Here is a 16328-nt window from a genome sequence, read left to right as displayed (position 1 = left end):
TGCTCGGCTCAGATCTCCCTGTGGCCGGGATCCGCCGCCGCGAGCGTGCGGATGACCGGCTCGGCGATCGCCTCGAACTCGAGCACCGCGACCTCGTTGCGGCCGGCGCGCGTCACGGGCCCCGGCACGAACAGGGTGCGTTTCGGTCCGCGGCGCCAGTAGCGGCCGAGCAGGAACCCGTTGACCCAGACGAGCCCCTTGCCCCAGTACAGGGTGTCGAGGAACAGGTCGGCCGGGGCATCGAGTTCGAACTGGCCCGCGGCGAGGAACGGGCCGGCCGGGAACGGCGCGCCGGCCGCGCCGCTCGTCGTGCGCGCGAGTTCCGCGAACCCGCAGCGCTGAGCCCGCTCCCGTCGACGAGGGGCTCGCGGCGGGCGGCGATCGGTCGTATCGTGCAGACGGGATCCGCTTCAGGACCGACCGAATGATCGACGGATCCGACCGCACGTCGAACGCCGTCTCACCGCGAAGGAGCAGATCATGGGAATCATCGTCGTCGACCTCTTCATCACCCTCGACGGGGTGTATCAGGCCCCGGGCAGCCCAGACGAGGATCGTGATGGCGGATTCGAGTTCGGCGGCTGGCAGGGCGCGTACTTCGACGACGAGTCGGGCGAGTCGATCGGTGCCGGCATCGATCGCCTGCAGGCGTTGCTGCTCGGCCGCAAGACGTACGACATCTTCGCCGGCTACTGGCCGAACGCCGGCGACCAACCCATCGCGACCAAGTTCAACGCGGTGCCGAAGTTCGTCGCCTCGAATACGCTGACCGATCCGAGCTGGGCTGGAACGACGGTGGTGACGGATGTCGCGACCGACGTGGCCGCGATTCGCGACCGCTTCGAAGAGATTCACGTCATCGGCAGCGGTGACCTCGTGCAGTCCCTGCTCAGGGAACATCTCGTCGACCGACTGAATCTCTGGGTCTACCCGATCACCTTGGGCACCGGCAAGCGACTCTGGATCGACGGCCTGGTGCCGTCGGCCTTCACACTCGCCGAGCCGCCCAAGGTCTTCCCGAAGGGTGCGATCCAGCTCATCTACGAGCCCGCGGGCGAGCCCGTTACCGGCATCGACATCTCGGAGTAGCCCTGACCCGCGCGCCCAAGCGCCCGCCGATCAGGGCTGCATCAGGGGCATCAGGGGCATCAGTATCGGGGCGCATCGAAGAGATCAGGAGCACTCGGGAGCTGTGTGCCATCCGCCCATTCACGCGCTATCCCCGCAACAGCCCGCGCAGCGTCTGGATCGTGTCGGCCTCGGCCGCACGCTTGTCATCGCGATAGCGCTTGACGCGCGCGAAGCGCAGCGCGATGCCGCCGGGGTAGCGACTCGAGCGCTGCACCCCGTCGATCGCGATCTCGACGACGATGCTCGGCTCGACCCACACGGTGTTCGCGGTGCGCCGGGTCTCGATCTGCGGGAACCGCTCGGTCTGCCATCGCAGCAGCTCGTCGGTGAGCCCCTTGAACGTCTTGCCGACCATCACGAACTCGCCCGGCTCGCCGAACTCGCCGACGGGGTCGAGCGCCCCGAGGTGCAGGTTCGAGAGCCATCCGGTGCGCCGCCCCGAGCCCCACTCGCACGCGAGCACGACGAGGTCGTAGGTATGCACGGGCTTCACCTTGATCCAACTCGACCCGCGCCGGCCCGCCGCGTACGGCGAGCCGATCGCCTTGACGACCACGCCCTCTTGCCCCGCGGCGAGCGCGTCGCGGGACACCCGCTCGGCGACCTCGGGGTCGGCGGTCACCTCGCCGGGGATGCGCTGGGCGGGCGCGATGCGCTCGAGTTCGGCGAGCCGCGTCGAGAGCGGTTCGTCGAGCAGGTCGCGCCCGTCGACGTGCAGTACGTCGAAGAACCACGGATGCAGCAGGGTGTCGCGCGCGGCATCCGCACCGAATCGCGACATCGTCTCTTGGAACGGTCGTGGCGCACCGTCTTCGTCGAGTGAGAGCGTCTCGCCGTCGAGGATGACGTCGCGCACCGGCAGGCTTCGCACGACGTCGACGACTTCGGGTAGGCGGTGCGTGACGTCGGCCAGGTTGCGGGTGAAGACGCGCACCTCGTCGCCGGCACGATGCACCTGGATGCGTGCGCCGTCGAGCTTGAACTCGACGGATGCCTCGCCGGTGGTCTCGAGGGCGGCCGCCGCACTCGACGCGGTCGCCGCGAGCATCGGCAGCACGGGCCGCCCGACGACGAGGCCGACGGCTTCGAGTTCGGCTTCGGTGCCGGTGAGCGCGAGCCGGGCGGTCTCGCCGAGATCGCCCGAGAGCATGGCGGCACGGCGTACGACGTCGCCGGGGCGATCGGCGGCGCGTGCGATCGCGTCGGTCAGCACCCCCTCGAGTGCGCCGGTGCGCACCTCGCCGAGCAGCACCCGGCCGATGAAACCCTGCTCGCGTTCGGTGGCACGCCCGATCAGCTCGCGCAACTCCCGAGCGCGCTCACCCGATGACCCGGCACCGGATGTCGCGGCCAACCGCTCGAGCGCGGCGTCGAGCTCACCGATGGTGATGCCGGCCTGATCAGCGGGTGCCGCTGCCGCCGCGGCGACCCCGCGCCATCCGACGCCAACGCGGCCTTGCCGAGGCTTGCCCACCAGAAAGCCGACCGCCGGCGCGATCTCGTCGGGTTCGAGGCGGCGCAGCAGTTCGGCCAGCGCGTCGACCTTCGCGAGTCGCGAGCGGGTGGACGCAACGGTGTCGGCAGTCAGCACGAGTTCGTCGAGCAGCACAGGGCCAGTCTCCCACCGGCATCCGACATACCCCCAGCCGAATGGTTCACGAACTCGAAGACGAGCTGCTCGTCATCTCGCGGGGCTTGCCGGCGCGCTTGGCGCTCGTCAGGTACGCGCTGGCCGTCGGGCTGAACATCGCGGCCGTTGCCACGATGACGAGCAGGATGTGCGCCATCCGGACGACGAGGAAGACTGCTCCGAGCGGGCCCCCGCTTCCGAAGGCCTCGAGCATGGTCTCACCGTCTGCAAGAGCGAACGCGGCCGGAACGACGAGCGATGCGAGTCCGATGACGCTCAGCAGCCCGGTCAGCCCGATGCGGGCGGCGCGACTTCCGCGGAGGAGGCGGGTGATCATGACGATGGCGACCGTGTACACGACGACGCGGATGCCGAGACCGAGCCAGGCTCCGGCGTCCAGCCCTCCCTGCCCGGCGATCTCGCTGATGGCGAGCACGGATTCGATGGCTCCGGCGGCGACCGCCGCGAACCATGCTGACGCTGAGATTCTCACGCTGGTTGGTGTGTTCATGCGGCGACACTACGAACGGCATCACCGTCGTCGCATCCCTCAGAGGAGCCATCTCGCCCCATACGTCGGTAGGGGCGCGGGCGAGTCGAAGCTCAGCGCGTGCCGCCGCGCATTCGGTCGAGCGGGTCCAGGTGATCGGCGCTGGACTCTACCCGGCTACTCGAGGAACGCTGCAACAGACGCGGTGAACCGATCGGGGTCGTCGAGCCACGGGAAGTGGCCGGCACCGGCCTGCACGACGAGTTCGGCGTTCGCGAACAGTGACGCGAACTCGGCCACCATCGCTGAAGGCGAGTTCAGGTCGACCTCCCCGGCGAGCAACAGCACGGGCGGGTCGAATGCGCCGAGGGCCGAACGCGTGGCCTCGGGATGGAACGCGCCCTCGGCTCCGAAGACGGCAGCGGCCTCGTTGTTGCGATGAGCGTCATCGGCGGCCCGATGCGCCTGCGCCGCGGCATCCCATCGCCCGTAATAGAAGGGCCCGACAGCCTGCCAGCTGTCGTCGGTGGCCTCGCCGGCGACGATGGCCTCGAGGGCCGCAAAGGATGCCTCGAACCACGGCTCTTCGGCGCGCAGCCGCGCGGTGGTGATGCGCATGTCGGCGGTGACCACGAGCCCGACGGCCGAGGGACTCGGGGTGACGAGCACGAGCCTGCCGACTCGATCGGGGTGGCGGGCGGCGTACAGCACCGCCACGTTCGTGCCCGCGGAGTGCGCCAGCAGGTCGAACCGTTCGAGTCCGAGGTGCTCGCGCAGCGCCTCGAGGTCGTCGACGAGACGATCGCAACGGTACGACGAGACATCCGTCGGCACGGCCGAGTCTCCGGTGCCCCGGGGGTCGAGCAAGATCAACTGCCGGTGCGCCGAGAAGCCGCCGAGGTTGCCCAGGTATACGGAGTCCAGCATCGGGCCGCCAGGTACGCAGACCAGCGGAGCGCCCTCCCCCTGCAAGTGGTACGCGAGTTCAGTGCCATCGTGTGCACCGAAGAGAGGCATCCCGTCGATCATGACATCGACGCCCGTCGCGTGGGGCGATTCCGTCGTGCGGATCGCCGAACGCTCATCGTCAGGCGCCATAGGCGGCGAGGAACACCCGCGTCGCGTGCGCGGCGTGTCGGCGCATGGCCTCTGGGGAAGGAATGGCGGCATCGCCGAGGAGCATCGCCTCGTTCACCGGCTCCCCCATGACGAGCCAGTTGAAGGTCGTCGCCGCCTCCAACGGATGCTCGATGCGAAGCAGCCCGCGCTCGGCCAATGAAGTCATGACCTTCGCGAGCGAGCGGATGGCGCGCTCCGGACCGTTCTCGTACAGGGCTCGGGCGAGGTCGGGAAAGCGGCCGACTTCGCCGATCACCAGGCGGCGCAGGTTGAGCAGCCTCGGGGTCATCACCACGGCGAGCTCGTTCACGGCGTAGCTCTCGAGGTAGCGGGCCACATCGCCGTCGGGAGCCGGCTCATCGTCGAGGTCGTGCAGGCCGTCGCCCGCACTGCCGGTCATCGAGGAGACGAGTTCGACGAAGAGCGCCTCTTTGCTGCCGAAGTGGGCGTAGACGGTCTGCTTCGACACCTGCGAGAGCTCGGCGAGTTCGTCCATGCTCGTGCCGAGGTAGCCGTTGCGCAGGAAGAGCTGCTCGGCCGCGGCGAGCATCGCGCGGCGTTTCCGCTCCGATCGGGGCAGTTCCGTGGCGACCATGGTTCCTCCTCTTGACGCGCAGTACTGAACAGTCTAGTTTGATCAAATCAAACTGGTCAGTCCATTTCATGAGAAGAGGAATCCATGTCCGAGTTCGTAACCACCTCCGCCGGAGACCGAGTCGCCTACGACCGGCGCGGTGAGGGGCCCGCGCTGATCTTCGTGGTCGGCGCCGGGCCGTGGCGGGCGATCGATCCCGACACCACGCGCACGGCCGAACTCGTCGCCGAGCGTGGCGTCACGACGATCGTCTACGACCGAGTCGGTCGGGGCGAGAGCCGCGCCGACGGCACGATCTCGCTCGAGCGCGAACTCGCGGCGATTGAGGCACTGATCGAGGTCGCCGGCGGCAGCGCGGTGCTCTGCGGCCACTCCTCGGGGTGTTCGATCGCCCTCCGTGCCGCGGTGAACGGGCTCGCCGTCAGTGGGCTCGCCCTCTGGGAGGCCCCATTCGCCCCGCCGAACAGCGGCGCACGCGACTGGGCCGATGAAGTGAACCGGCGCATCGATGCGGGCGACTTCGGCGGTGCGCTCGACGAGTACATGAAGGACATGCCGCCCGAGATCCTCGAGATCGTGCGCAGCATTCCCGCCATGATCGACCAGGCGCCGAGCCTTCGGCCCGATGGCGAGTCCCTCGCCTGGGCCGAGTCGGCACCGCATGCCGAGCTCTTCGGCGGCATCCGCGTGCCCGTGCTCGCGATGGTCGGCGTCGATACCTACGACATCATGACGCCGGCCGCCGAGTCCATCGCGAACGCCGTGCCCGGTGCCACCTGGAAGGCCATGCCGGGCAGCGAGCACGGCTGGGAGCCCGAGGCAATGGCCACCGAGCTCGCCGCGCTCGTGCACGCGGCGCAGCGAGTTACACCGCTTCGAGGCTGACGGCCTGCGCCACGTCCTTGTTCGGCCAACAGTCGACTGTCGCATGAAGGCCGGCTGGGGCGAAGGCCGTGCCGCGCTCAACGCGCGCGCAGCACCGCAGCTTCGATGCCCCACCCGAGCGCGATCGTGCGCTCGTGACGCCAACCGGCGACTGCTGCGAGGGCGGTTAGCGCCACTTCATCGCGGAGTCCGACGCCGTTCGCCGCCAGGGCCAGCACCGGCGATTCGTGCGCCGCCGGGTTGAGCGAGTCGGCGCGGGCCGCGTCGACGACCACCAGCATGTCGACCCGTTCGCGGAGCCGACCGAGCAGCTCGCGCGCTTCGGCATCGGTGCGATGCCCCAGGGCGAAGGCCGCGATCGCGAGATCGGCGCCACCCACCTCATCGCGATGAAGGACGGACGCATCGTCGCGGAAGGCACACCCCAGGACATCGTGACGACCGAACTGATCCACGAGCTGTTCGGCTTGTCGGCGCGCATCATCTTCGACCCGGTGTTCGGCTCCCCGGTCGTGCTGCCCGGCGCCGCCTGAGCAGGCGCAGTCGAGCGGATGCCGCGTGCGCCGCGACATCCGCTCGACTCGTGCTAGCCCAGCGAGACCGAGCCGGTGGTGCGCCGCCGCCGGTGAATCGCGACCGCGGTCACGAGCCCGCCGAGCGCGAGCAGCGCCCCGGCGGCCCAGATCGCGGCGGATGCCTCGGCTCCCGTGCTCGCGAGGTCGCCGCTTGCACCAGCACCAGCGCCGACACCTGCACCACCGCCATCTACGCCGGCGGCCGCGTCGACCTGAACGGCATCCCAGCCGATGAGCGAGCCGTCGGCCGCCTGGACGACGAGGCGGTGCTCACCCGTCGCGGTGCCGATGCGCACCACGGTGGTGAACTCGCCGCTCGCGTCGGCGGTTGCGCCGCCGAGCAGGGTCGGCTCGGAGTGGAGCCACGCCCACACGCCGGTGCCGGCGCGCTCGTCGCCGAGGCCGACGGTGAAGGGCTCGCCGAGAGTCACCGTCGCCGGCACGGTGAGGCCACCGCGGTTCGCGTCCGTCAGCTCGGCCGGGTCGATCGGGACGGGTGCGTCGCCGGGCTCGCCCGGGCCGGGCACCTCAGGGTCGACGGGCGGTTCGACGCCAGCTTCGGTGACCCATTTGCGACCGTCGTCCTTCTTGGTGACGGTGAACTCGTCGTAGACCGCGCCGACCGGCAGCTCGGTCGTCGCGTTCGGCTGCTTCTCAGCGAGGTACGAGCGGTAGACGAGCTTGTCGCCCGACACGTTGACGACTTGGTACGTCGTGACGCCCGCGCCCCGCAGCACCTGGGTGGCGTTGTTGTTCGTCCAGACGTTCTTCTCGTCGGACTCGAGCTCGTAGTGCTTCGCACCCGAGTTGGAGACGATGTAGACCGGGCCATCCGTGATGCCGGGGGTCTCGGTGACGTCGTCGTTGTTGTAGCCGCGAGCGTAGGTGTGGTCGTGGCCCATCATGACGAGGTCGATGTCGTGCTTCTCGAAGATCGGCACCCAGTACTCGCGCAGCACGGGCTCGTCGCGCCCCTCCGAGGCGGAGTAGACGGGCTGGTGGAAGGTCACGACGTTCCACTTCGACGGGCTGGACTCGAGCACGTAGTCGAGCCAGGCCGCTTGGAACTGCGTCCACAGTTCGGAGACCTTCGTCGACGGGCAGTCGGTGCCGGCGCAGCCGGGCAGCACGTCGGGCGTGAGGAACGTCGTGTCGCGGGTCGCGTTCAGGGTGATGAAGCGCACGTCCTGGTAGTCGGTGAAGTACACCGTCTCGGCGGCGAACTGAGTCCAGTGCTCGAAGTACGCGGCGTACTGCTTCGCGACATCCGTGTCACCGTCGGCGAGGTCGGCGAGTTCACCGGTCGTCTCGGTCGTCGGGTTGTTGCGCGGGTACTCGAAGTTCGCCTTCCACGACTTCAGGAGCTTGTCGCCCGAGTACTCGTGGTTGCCTGGAGCGGCCATGACGTTCGTCGCCGCCGCCGAGTTCTCCATGCCCTTGAACCAGTTGAGCCACTCGGTCTCGTTGCTGCCGGTGTTGATGAGGTCGCCCGCGTGCACCGAGCCGATCGAGTCGGGCGCGGTCTCCTCGGCCTGTCGCACGACCGACGGCCACGTCGTGTCGAGCCCGATCTGCGCGTCGCCGTAGTAGACGAACTGGAACTCGTCGGCGTTCGGGTCGGCGGTGCCGAACTCGAACCAGTCGCTCCAGCTGCCTTCGAGGCCGACACGGTACTCGTACTCGGTCGCGGGCGTCAGCGTGTCGACGGTCGCCGAGAAGTGCTGCTTCGGGTTGCCGTTGACCGTGCCGGCCGCGTACGCGTCGATGGTGCGGATGTCGGTGGAGCCGGCCGTGCGGATCTGCACCTGGCCCGACTCGTGCGAGACGTCGCCGGCGAGCCACGAGAACGACTGCGAAGTCATCGGCGTCTCGGTCGGGGTCAAGATGACGCGTGTCGGCGGCGCCACGACGGGCACACCGGGCTCACCCGTCGGCAGCAGCCGGATCGAGGGCACGTCGAGGTAGATGTCCGAGCTCGTCTCGCGGTCCTGGTAGAGCGCGATGGCCACGGTGTTGGTGCCGTCGACGAGCACATCGCCGCCGGCCTCGAACGTGCCGGGCGCGGGGTCGGAGGAGCCGGAGCCGGCGTACTGCACGTTGCTCGTCTCGCTGACGCGGTCGGCGTCGAAGCCGGCGACGCGTTCGCCGTTGATCCACACCACTGCGCCGTCGTCGTAGAGCAGTTCGCCGACGATCGATCCGACCTCGTCGGAGACGCCCGTGGCGAGCTCGAACGTCGTGCGGAAGAAGAAGGTCGGCACGTCAGGCGCGGCCACGCCGTCGAGGTACTGGTTCAGCAGGGTCTTCGGCGTCTGCGGGCCCACGGGCGCGAGCTTGCCGTTCTTCGCGCCGAAGCTGCCCTGCGCCGACTTCCAGGTGCTGTCGTCGAAGCCGGTCGTCGTCCAGACGCGCAGCGGCTCCGCGCCGCGCGCGGGGTCGGTGCCGTCGTCGAGGTACTTCCAAGTGGTGGTGCCGGTGCTGATCACGGGCTCGGTCGGAACATCGGGGGCGGCCAGTGCCGGCACCGGCGCCGCGAGCACACCGCCGAGCAGGGCGAGCAGCGCAGCGGAGACCGCACCTCGCCTCCCCCAGCGTGTCGCGTTCTTCGTCGTGGTCATCTGATTCCTTCGTCGCATGGGTAGGCGGGTGGGCATGGTCACGCACGGCCCTCGCTCGCGGGGCGGCGGGCGCAGGTCGCGCGATCTTGTCCCGCGCCCATGCAATCGGGGTCGGATGTCTCGGGGCTGGCCAGCAGGCATCCGCGAGGTGAACCGGCATTAATGCCCGCAAGAACCAAAGGATCCGCATGCGGGCGTCCGATCACCGCCCGGCTTCCGATGCGTGCGGTCGTCCTGAGTTGCGACTTTGGCTGGGATTACGGGTCGCGACGGATGAACTGTGTGATTCCGAGTGCGCCGATCAGAATGATCCAGGCGCTGGCCACGAGTGCGCCAGTTCCCGTGGTGAGGAAGGGGTCGGTGGGGTCATAGAGCTGTGCCGCCGCACGGTCGGGCAGCCAACGGGCATGCTCGGTGAGGCCTGCCAGGACGGGCGAGATGATCAGCACGAGGCTGAGCATGCCCACGAGTGCGGGTACCAGGTGCCGGACGATGAGGGCGACGGCGTGGGAGAGCAGGCCGATCAGTGTGAGGTATCCCGCTGCTCCGACGAGGGGCCACAGTTCCGTATCTCCCGTCGGTTGCGGTACGGCGAAGAGGGCACGGGTAATCGAGGCGGCGGTCAGTGCCGCCGCGATTGTGGCTATAGCGGTGAGTGCGATGGTAGATCCTGCCGCGACTGTCTTGCCTGCGGCTAGGAGGCCACGGCGCGGCACCACGGTGAGGCTCGTGCGAATCTGACGGCCGATGTATTCCTGGGTGGCGGGGAGGATGCCGAGCAGAACGAACCCGGCTTGGATGAATGGCACTGCACGACGTGCGGCATCCACAGCCGTCACCGACGCTCCCTGGCCAATCGCGCTGGCGGCAATAGCTGCGGTGATCAGCGCTCCGATGAGGATCGTGCCGAGAATGGTGAGGATGGTGACGGGGAGGGTTCGCAGCTTGTCGAGTTCGGACGCGATGACGTTTCCGATGCGCACCGTGCTCACGCATCCCGGTGGCGGAAGACGACCGCTGCGATCACCAGAAGCAGAACGACCCAGCCGGTCATGATCAATGCCCCTGGACCGGCATCCAGTCCGCCCTCGATGGTGCGTAAACCGAAGAGCTTGAGTCCTGCCATGTCGGGGAGCCAGTGCGCAGCTGGGGTGAGTTTCGTCAGGAGGAGTGAGACCGACACTACGGAGCTGTTCAGGATGAGGATGATGAGCGGGATGATGCCGTTGCGGGTGAGGACGGTGATCGTGAAGGCGATGAGTCCGGTGAGGGTCCAGTAGAGCGCACCGCCGAGGCAACGGACGAGTGCGTCGGCTAGCGTGATGGTCTCGGTTTCCTCATCGCCGATGACAGCGCGTGCGATGCTGATGGCGAGGGGCATGGCGACCGCCGCGACGACAATGATGAACAGGCAGACCGTGATTGCCTTCGCGATCAGGAGCCGCACGCGATGCGGCATCGCGGTGAGAGTCGCGGTGATCTGCTGTCCTCCGCCGACATCGGTGCTGTTGGCGGTGTATTCGCTGCTGAACACCATGACTCCGATGACGACAGCGCCGACCGTGCCGAGTGGCATCGCGGCGAATGCCGTCTCGAACGGCGACGTGGATGCGTGCATCTCAGGCTGACCCGCGCCGAGCGCGGCACGAGTCGACAACGAGTTGAGCAGGGTGATCGCGACCGATCCCAGCAACGTCACGGCGATTCCTGCCCAAACTCCGGGCAACGTTGCGGCCTTGTGCAGTTCAGCGCCAATGGCGCGGATGAGGCTCATCGTCCGTCCTCGACCCGGGTTGATTCGGTGAGGGCGAAGAAGGCGGCCTCGAGCGTCGGATACCCCGCGGTGACTTGAGCCAGCGAGCCGTCCGCGACGATGTGTCCACCGGCGATGACCACGAGGTCGTCGGCGATCTCCGCGACCTCGCTCATCAGATGGCTGGACAGCAGGACGGTCCCACCCGCATCGGCATGGTCACGCAGCAGCCTTCGTATCCACCGGATGCCCTCTGGATCGAGGCCGTTCACCGGCTCGTCCAGCACGAGCGCCGCCGGCTCGCCAAGGAGTGCCGCGGCAAGGCCCAGTCGTTGCCCCATGCCGAGGGAGAGATTGCTGACGCGGGTGCGCCCAGCGTCTGCGAGGCCCACCTGTTCAAGCACGTCGTTCACGCGGCGCTTCGGGATGCCATTGCTGCGTGCTACCCAGGCGAGGTGGTTGCGGGCGGTGCGAGAGCGGTGTGCGCCAGAGCCGTCCAGCATGGATCCGACCGTGCGCAGCGGATCACGCAGGCTTCGGTACGGCCTCCCATCGATCAGTACGGACCCTGCAGTGGGACTGTCGAGGCCGAGGAGGATGCGCAACGTTGAGGACTTGCCCGCCCCGTTCGGCCCGAGAAATCCGGTCACTCGGCCGGGCAACGCCTGGAAACTCGCATCGGAAAGCACGGTGCGCGAGCCATGCCGTTTGGTGAGCGCGTCGATGGAGAGCATGACACCATGTCAGTCGAGAACCGCCCGAGCGTCATCGGACCAGTGACCTGTCTTTCGAGGTCTTCTCGGTCTCAGGTCTCTCCGACCCAGGGCCGATGCTCGCGAAAGCGCCGGAATATAAAATTGGTTGATGGACTCCGCCCGCCCCACGTGGCGCTCACGCGTCTGGCTCGTCGCGTTGATCGTGCTCGTCGCGATCGTGCTGGTTCTGGCGATCACCGGGACCGACAGACCTGTTGCGGGCTGGATCGCGTTGGTCGTGACCGCGATCATCATCGTCTTGGTGATGGGCTGGGCCTTTGCCCGCTCACGGTCGCAGCGCAAACACTATGAAGACGACTTGGCAGCGTGGGCGGCCGAGCGTGCGACGCAGCGCGAACGGCTGCGGATCGCTGCCGATCTGCATGACCTGGTCTCCCACGGAATCGGACTCATCACCGTGCGCGCCGCCACTGCCCGCTGCATGACAGGTCCGAACGGCGAGTCCGAACGGATGAGTGCGCTGACCGACATCGAGCACGCCAGTCGTGAGACCACCACCGAGCTTCGCCGGATGCTGGGGGTTCTCCGCACCCCAGGCGTGGCCCCCTTGCGTCCCGCCGACACTCTCGACGACCTGCCCTCGATCATCACGGCCGCGAATGCAGCCGGCGTCACCGCCAGCCTCGACATCGACTCGGGAGGTGATGTGTCACCCGGTGCACAGCTCACCGTCTGCGCCATCGTCCGTGAGGCACTCAACAACACCCTCCGACATGCCGGCCCCACGACCGCGCGCATCAGCGTCCACCGGAACGGCGACGCGATCGTCGTCGACGTTCACGACGCCGGACCGCGAGAGGGCTGGTTCCCACACCCCGGCGCAGGCCACGGACTCAACGGCCTCCGTGAACGCGTCACCGCACTCGGAGGCACCATTCACACCCACACCAAAGGAAAGGGCTTCCACCTGACTGCGCGCTTCCCCGATCAGGGGAACCCGTGAACAACGCATTAGACACAGCCGCGATCCGAGTGCTCATCGTCGACGACCAACCGCTGCTCCGCCACAGCCTCACGATTCTCGTCAACGGGACCTCAGGCCTTACGGTGGTCGGGGAAGCCGCCACAGGTACGGACGCCGTGCGCCTTGCACGCGAACTCACCCCCGACGTCACCTTGATGGACATTCGCATGCCCGGCGGCGATGGCATCGAGGCGACACGCAATATCGCTGCGGACCCCGCACTCGCGTCCTGCCGAGTGCTCGTGCTCAGCATGTTCGAGCTAGATGAGTACGTCTACGGCGCACTTCGAGCCGGGGCCAGCGGCTTCCTTCTCAAAGACGCTCACCCAGACCAGCTCCTCGACGCCATCCGCCGTACCCACGCCGGCGAATCCCTCTTCGCACCAACCATCCTGACCCGGCTCGTCGAGCACTACGTCAACCGCCCAGCCGCTACACCGGCTCGAAAACTGGATCCGATCACCGAGCGGGAGACCGAAGTGCTCACCCTCGTCGGACAAGGGCTGTCCAACGACGAAATCGCCACCACGCTCATCATCTCGATCAAAACCGTCAAGACCCACATCGGCAACCTCCTCGCCAAACTCCACGCCCGCGACCGCGCCCAACTCGTCATCACCGCCTACGAAACCGGCCTCGTTGCCCGCGCATGATCCCTCAAATCGCTCCTGTCCTGCTGCATGAATGCAGACCACGGCGAGACCTAGGGTTGACGATTACGGTCCGAGGCCGTGTTCGTGCTGCGGTCCAGGGCGTCAATTTCAGCTCACGCACACGTTTCAGCTCACGTCTGCACAGCTCGCTCCGGCCTGTGGTTTGCTGACGAGTGGCGGTGTTCTTTTGACCAACAGTCCCGATAGAGCCCTGCGGACCACCTGCCCGCAGAGTCAGTCCTCCAAGGCCACCCGGCGGAGCAGTCGAAGCAGTTCGGCACGCTCCACTGCATCGAGGCGGGCCAGCGCCTGGTCCTCGGCACCCTGGGCGGCCGCTCTCGCCCGCGCGTAGAGCTCTTGTCCCGCGGGCGTCGCCGTGATGACGTTCGACCGCCGGTCCGCCGGGTCTGCACTGCGCCCAACTAATCCATCTCGCTCCAGTTCATCGACGATTCCGACGATCTGACTCGCGTCCAAACGTAGGAAGTCCGCGAGTTCACGCTGCGAAGGGGCGGCACCGCTGCAGGCGAGAGAAAGTACGGAATAGGGCCGCACCTTGAGACCCAATGGTGTCAAGGCGGCGTTGGCGAGGGCGGTTCCGATCGACCGCGCCCGCGCTGCCAAGAACTCGACTTCATCAGTCAGCGAAGTAGCGGCGAGCCTCGCAGCCCTCGTCGACACGTTCACTTCGGTCACGGATCCACCTCCGCGACCGATTATCCCGTGCGCTCGACGTTCAGGGCGACCGAGCCGCCTGCGCGCCGGGAATCGAGGGGCTCGATCTCTTTGCCGCTGAACGTCGACTGCAGGAGCACAAGGAGTTGGGCACGGTCTGGCTCGTCGAGGTCGCCGTGCGCAGTACGTTCCGCGACACCCGTCGCGGCATGCGCTCGCGCAAAAAGAGAATTGCCACTCGGTGTTGCCACCACCACTTTTGCCCGGCGATCCGAGGGATCGGGCTGGCGGACCACGAGCCCCCGCCGCTCCAGGTCGTCCACGAGGGCTACGACCTGGCTGGGATCGAGTTGTAGCAACTCTGCGAGTTCCCGCTGCGATGCCCCGATCGCTGAGACCGCGATGGCAAGCACGGAGTACGAACGCACCGTCAGCTGGAGCGGTGAGAGCACCCGGTTTGCTGCCGCATTGGCCCTGACACTCGCCCGCGCCAGCATGAACCCGAGATCGCCATGAAGGGCCGTTGCGCGCAGCTGGTCGCTCGTCATGACCCAACCGTATCAATACATGGTTGCTTCAATCATTGACATATTCAATGGATATGTGGTCTCATGGCCAACAACAAAGGAGTTGTCTATGTCACTCGACGGCAAAGTAGCCATCGTCACAGGTTCGGGCCGCGGCCTCGGCCTCGCATACGCACACGAACTCGCGAAGCACGGCGCATCCGTCGTCATCAACGATATGGACGCCGCCACTGCCGACGAAGCCGTCGCTTCGATTCGCGCTGCAGGCGGCACCGCGACATCGGTTGTCGCCCCGGTTGGACCGACTGAGACCGCCCGAAAACTCGTGGCCACCGCGATCGACGAGTTCGGCCGTCTCGATATCCTCGTAACGAACGCCGGCGTCCTTCGTGACGCCGTGCTCTGGAAGATGAGCGACGACGACTTCGACACCGTCATCGGCGTTCACCTCCGCGGCACCTTCACTTGCGTCCGGGAAGCGGCTTCGCACATGCGAGAGAGCGGCTCAGGCGGTCGCATCATCTGCATCGGATCCCCCACGGGCCAGCGCGGCAATTTCGGTCAGACGAACTACGCGGCGGCGAAGGCTGGCATAGTCGGGATGGTTCGCACGTGGGCACTCGAACTCAAGAAGGCCGCAATCACCGTGAACGCCGTCGTACCGGTAGCAGCGACGGCTATGACCGCAACCGTGCCGTACTTCGCTGCCGCCGTCGAGGCGGACCGCGCCGGGGAGCCTATGTCCCCGTTCTTCCGGCAGGAGCTCGGTTTCGGAACGTCCGAGGATGTCGCCGGTACGATCGCCTATCTCGCCTCGGACGCCGCCGCGGGCATCAGCGGCCAGGTGATCGGTGTCGGCGGCGACAGGCTCCAGATCTGGTCGCATCCTGAACCGGTCGTCTCGGTGTACCGCGACGGCGGCTGGTCGTACGAGGTCCTCGAAGCCGACTTCCCCACGATCATCGCCGGCAACCTCCAGTCGGTCGGTGAGAAGTTCCCGCAGCTGCCCGACGACCTTCAGCGCACGGCGTCCACTGCCTGACCAACCGGCCATGTCCCGTTACGAGCCAGCCATCGATCTCGGTTCCCTCACCGCGATCGACATGCACGTGCACATCGAGGTGGACCACGACGGGCACGCGTCGCTACCCGGAGACCTCATCGATGCGGCATCGCGGTACTTCCGTACCGACGGGCCACGCCCCGACCTCGATTCCGTCGCGGCCTACTACCGCGAGCGGAGTATGGCTGCCGTCGTGTTTACGGTCGATGCCGAGACGAACCTCGGCCACCCCGCGCTGTCCAGCACCGAGATCGCCGAGGGTGCGGCGCGCAACAACGACGTGCTCATCCCGTTCGGCTCCGTGGATCCGCATCGCCCCACCGCCGTCGAGGAGATCCGGCGCCTGACTGAGGAGAGCGGCGTCCGCGGTTTCAAGTTCCACCCGACCGTCCAGGGATTCGACCCAAGCGACGAGCAGTGGTATCCGATCTACGCCGCGGTTCAGGATGCAGGCGTGCCGGCCCTGTTCCACACAGGACAGACCGGCATCGGCGCCGGCGTGCCCGGCGGTCGCGGCCTCCGGCTCGGGCTCTCGAACCCGATGCTGCTCGATCCTGTCGCCGCGGACTTCCCCGACTTGCAGATAATCATGGCCCACCCCTCGGTGCCCTGGCAGGACGAGGCACTCTCGGTCGCCACTCACAAACACAACACCTGGATCGACCTGTCGGGCTGGAGCCCCAAGTACTTCCCGTCGGAACTGGTGCGCTACGCCAACACGCTTCTCAAAGATCGTGTGCTGTTCGGCTCCGATTTCCCCTTGCTGACGCCCGATCGTTGGCTCGCCGACGCCGCGGAGACGGCTCTCAAGCCCGAACGGCTGCCGGCGATCCTCAAAGACAATGCCGCCCACCTCCTCGGGCTCGGGTGACGC

The 16328-nt window shown here is 67.5% G+C and carries 19 protein-coding genes; 7 read left to right on the top strand and 12 right to left on the bottom strand.

Annotation, left to right across the window (positions count from 1 at the left end; genetic code table 11):
• Positions 1-8: 8 nt before the first annotated feature.
• A complete protein-coding gene (locus tag AC1C2U_RS12595; protein ID WP_495362741.1) occupies positions 9-398 on the bottom strand; it encodes a hypothetical protein in 390 nt (129 codons plus the stop codon).
• An 82-nt stretch (positions 399-480) separates the two neighbouring features.
• Between AC1C2U_RS12595 and AC1C2U_RS12590 the strand changes: the two genes are divergently transcribed.
• Positions 481-1089 (top strand): dihydrofolate reductase family protein, encoded by a 609-nt coding sequence (locus AC1C2U_RS12590; protein WP_495362110.1) that lies wholly within the window; start codon positions 481-483, stop codon positions 1087-1089.
• 127 nt (positions 1090-1216) lie between these two features.
• Here AC1C2U_RS12590 and AC1C2U_RS12585 read toward each other — a convergent pair whose 3' ends face one another.
• From AC1C2U_RS12585 to AC1C2U_RS12570, 4 genes are all read right to left on the bottom strand, one after another.
• Complete coding sequence (locus tag AC1C2U_RS12585) at positions 1217-2740, bottom strand: ATP-dependent DNA ligase (RefSeq protein ID WP_495362109.1); 1524 nt, start codon at positions 2738-2740, stop codon at positions 1217-1219.
• Between the two features lie 46 nt (positions 2741-2786).
• Positions 2787-3272: a hypothetical protein gene (locus tag AC1C2U_RS12580; RefSeq protein ID WP_495362108.1), complete on the bottom strand. Its 486-nt coding sequence runs from the start codon at positions 3270-3272 to the stop codon at positions 2787-2789.
• A gap of 156 nt (positions 3273-3428) precedes the next feature.
• Positions 3429-4268, bottom strand: coding sequence for an alpha/beta fold hydrolase (locus AC1C2U_RS12575; RefSeq protein ID WP_495362107.1), 840 nt, complete (start codon positions 4266-4268; stop codon positions 3429-3431).
• A 70-nt stretch (positions 4269-4338) separates the two neighbouring features.
• The gene (locus AC1C2U_RS12570) at positions 4339-4965 is read right to left on the bottom strand and encodes a TetR/AcrR family transcriptional regulator (RefSeq protein WP_495362106.1); all 627 of its coding nucleotides are present in this window, start codon (positions 4963-4965) and stop codon (positions 4339-4341) included.
• A gap of 84 nt (positions 4966-5049) precedes the next feature.
• Between AC1C2U_RS12570 and AC1C2U_RS12565 the strand changes: the two genes are divergently transcribed.
• Complete coding sequence (locus AC1C2U_RS12565; RefSeq protein ID WP_495362105.1) at positions 5050-5850, top strand: alpha/beta fold hydrolase; 801 nt, start codon at positions 5050-5052, stop codon at positions 5848-5850.
• Positions 5851-5927: 77 nt separating this feature from the next.
• On the opposite strand, the gene AC1C2U_RS12560 is transcribed toward AC1C2U_RS12565, so the two are convergent.
• Positions 5928-6230 carry a hypothetical protein gene (locus AC1C2U_RS12560; protein WP_495362104.1) on the bottom strand — a complete coding sequence of 101 codons (303 nt, stop codon included), beginning with the start codon at positions 6228-6230 and terminating at the stop codon, positions 5928-5930.
• Positions 6231-6239: 9 nt separating this feature from the next.
• On the opposite strand from AC1C2U_RS12560, the gene AC1C2U_RS12555 reads away from it, so the two are divergent.
• Entirely contained in the window at positions 6240-6383 is a 144-nt protein-coding gene (locus AC1C2U_RS12555; RefSeq protein ID WP_495362103.1) for a hypothetical protein, read from the top strand.
• Between the two features lie 53 nt (positions 6384-6436).
• Here AC1C2U_RS12555 and AC1C2U_RS12550 read toward each other — a convergent pair whose 3' ends face one another.
• The 4 genes from AC1C2U_RS12550 to AC1C2U_RS12535 form a co-directional block, all read right to left on the bottom strand.
• Positions 6437-9043, bottom strand: coding sequence for a purple acid phosphatase family protein (locus tag AC1C2U_RS12550; protein ID WP_495362102.1), 2607 nt, complete (start codon positions 9041-9043; stop codon positions 6437-6439).
• Positions 9044-9300: 257 nt separating this feature from the next.
• Positions 9301-10035 (bottom strand): hypothetical protein, encoded by a 735-nt coding sequence (locus AC1C2U_RS12545; RefSeq protein WP_495362101.1) that lies wholly within the window; start codon positions 10033-10035, stop codon positions 9301-9303.
• Positions 10032-10817, bottom strand: coding sequence for an ABC transporter permease (locus AC1C2U_RS12540; protein ID WP_495362100.1), 786 nt, complete (start codon positions 10815-10817; stop codon positions 10032-10034). The genes AC1C2U_RS12545 and AC1C2U_RS12540 overlap by 4 nt, the downstream gene beginning before the upstream one ends.
• Entirely contained in the window at positions 10814-11530 is a 717-nt protein-coding gene (locus AC1C2U_RS12535; protein ID WP_495362099.1) for an ABC transporter ATP-binding protein, read from the bottom strand. Before AC1C2U_RS12535 ends, AC1C2U_RS12540 begins: the two co-directional genes overlap by 4 nt.
• Positions 11531-11714: 184 nt before the next feature.
• Between AC1C2U_RS12535 and AC1C2U_RS12530 the strand changes: the two genes are divergently transcribed.
• Both AC1C2U_RS12530 and AC1C2U_RS12525 read left to right on the top strand, forming a co-directional pair.
• Entirely contained in the window at positions 11715-12515 is an 801-nt protein-coding gene (locus tag AC1C2U_RS12530; RefSeq protein WP_495362098.1) for a sensor histidine kinase, read from the top strand.
• A gap of 29 nt (positions 12516-12544) precedes the next feature.
• Positions 12545-13189: a response regulator gene (locus AC1C2U_RS12525; RefSeq protein WP_495362097.1), complete on the top strand. Its 645-nt coding sequence runs from the start codon at positions 12545-12547 to the stop codon at positions 13187-13189.
• A gap of 234 nt (positions 13190-13423) precedes the next feature.
• Here the strand turns inward: AC1C2U_RS12525 and AC1C2U_RS12520 are convergent, their stop codons facing one another.
• On the bottom strand, positions 13424-13885 hold the full coding sequence (locus tag AC1C2U_RS12520; protein ID WP_495362096.1) for a MarR family winged helix-turn-helix transcriptional regulator: 462 nt from the start codon (positions 13883-13885) through the stop codon (positions 13424-13426).
• A 20-nt stretch (positions 13886-13905) separates the two neighbouring features.
• A complete protein-coding gene (locus tag AC1C2U_RS12515; protein ID WP_495362095.1) occupies positions 13906-14412 on the bottom strand; it encodes a MarR family winged helix-turn-helix transcriptional regulator in 507 nt (168 codons plus the stop codon).
• An 88-nt stretch (positions 14413-14500) separates the two neighbouring features.
• On the opposite strand from AC1C2U_RS12515, the gene AC1C2U_RS12510 reads away from it, so the two are divergent.
• Both AC1C2U_RS12510 and AC1C2U_RS12505 read left to right on the top strand, forming a co-directional pair.
• Positions 14501-15433, top strand: coding sequence for an SDR family NAD(P)-dependent oxidoreductase (locus tag AC1C2U_RS12510; protein WP_495362094.1), 933 nt, complete (start codon positions 14501-14503; stop codon positions 15431-15433).
• A gap of 10 nt (positions 15434-15443) precedes the next feature.
• Positions 15444-16325 (top strand): amidohydrolase family protein, encoded by an 882-nt coding sequence (locus tag AC1C2U_RS12505; RefSeq protein WP_495362093.1) that lies wholly within the window; start codon positions 15444-15446, stop codon positions 16323-16325.
• The last annotated feature ends 3 nt before the right edge of the window (positions 16326-16328 follow it).

It is taken from the genome of Agromyces sp. Y575 (assembly GCF_059445445.1).
This window is presented reverse-complemented; position numbering and strand designations above follow the sequence as displayed.

What these genes read in the sequence shown, in the direction of transcription:
- AC1C2U_RS12540 (WP_495362100.1), bottom strand. Translation starts at nt 10,817, where the DNA reads ATGAGCCTCATCCGCGCCATTGGCGCTGAACTGCACAAGGCCGCAACG.
- AC1C2U_RS12580 (WP_495362108.1), bottom strand. Translation starts at nt 3,272, where the DNA reads ATGAACACACCAACCAGCGTGAGAATCTCAGCGTCAGCATGGTTCGCG.
- AC1C2U_RS12575 (WP_495362107.1), bottom strand. Translation starts at nt 4,268, where the DNA reads ATGCCTCTCTTCGGTGCACACGATGGCACTGAACTCGCGTACCACTTG.
- AC1C2U_RS12510 (WP_495362094.1), top strand. Translation starts at nt 14,501, where the DNA reads ATGTCACTCGACGGCAAAGTAGCCATCGTCACAGGTTCGGGCCGCGGC.
- AC1C2U_RS12535 (WP_495362099.1), bottom strand. Translation starts at nt 11,530, where the DNA reads ATGCTCTCCATCGACGCGCTCACCAAACGGCATGGCTCGCGCACCGTG.
- AC1C2U_RS12505 (WP_495362093.1), top strand. Translation starts at nt 15,444, where the DNA reads ATGTCCCGTTACGAGCCAGCCATCGATCTCGGTTCCCTCACCGCGATC.
- AC1C2U_RS12570 (WP_495362106.1), bottom strand. Translation starts at nt 4,965, where the DNA reads ATGGTCGCCACGGAACTGCCCCGATCGGAGCGGAAACGCCGCGCGATG.
- AC1C2U_RS12550 (WP_495362102.1), bottom strand. Translation starts at nt 9,043, where the DNA reads ATGACCACGACGAAGAACGCGACACGCTGGGGGAGGCGAGGTGCGGTC.
- AC1C2U_RS12565 (WP_495362105.1), top strand. Translation starts at nt 5,050, where the DNA reads ATGTCCGAGTTCGTAACCACCTCCGCCGGAGACCGAGTCGCCTACGAC.
- AC1C2U_RS12515 (WP_495362095.1), bottom strand. Translation starts at nt 14,412, where the DNA reads ATGACGAGCGACCAGCTGCGCGCAACGGCCCTTCATGGCGATCTCGGG.
- AC1C2U_RS12590 (WP_495362110.1), top strand. Translation starts at nt 481, where the DNA reads ATGGGAATCATCGTCGTCGACCTCTTCATCACCCTCGACGGGGTGTAT.
- AC1C2U_RS12555 (WP_495362103.1), top strand. Translation starts at nt 6,240, where the DNA reads ATGAAGGACGGACGCATCGTCGCGGAAGGCACACCCCAGGACATCGTG.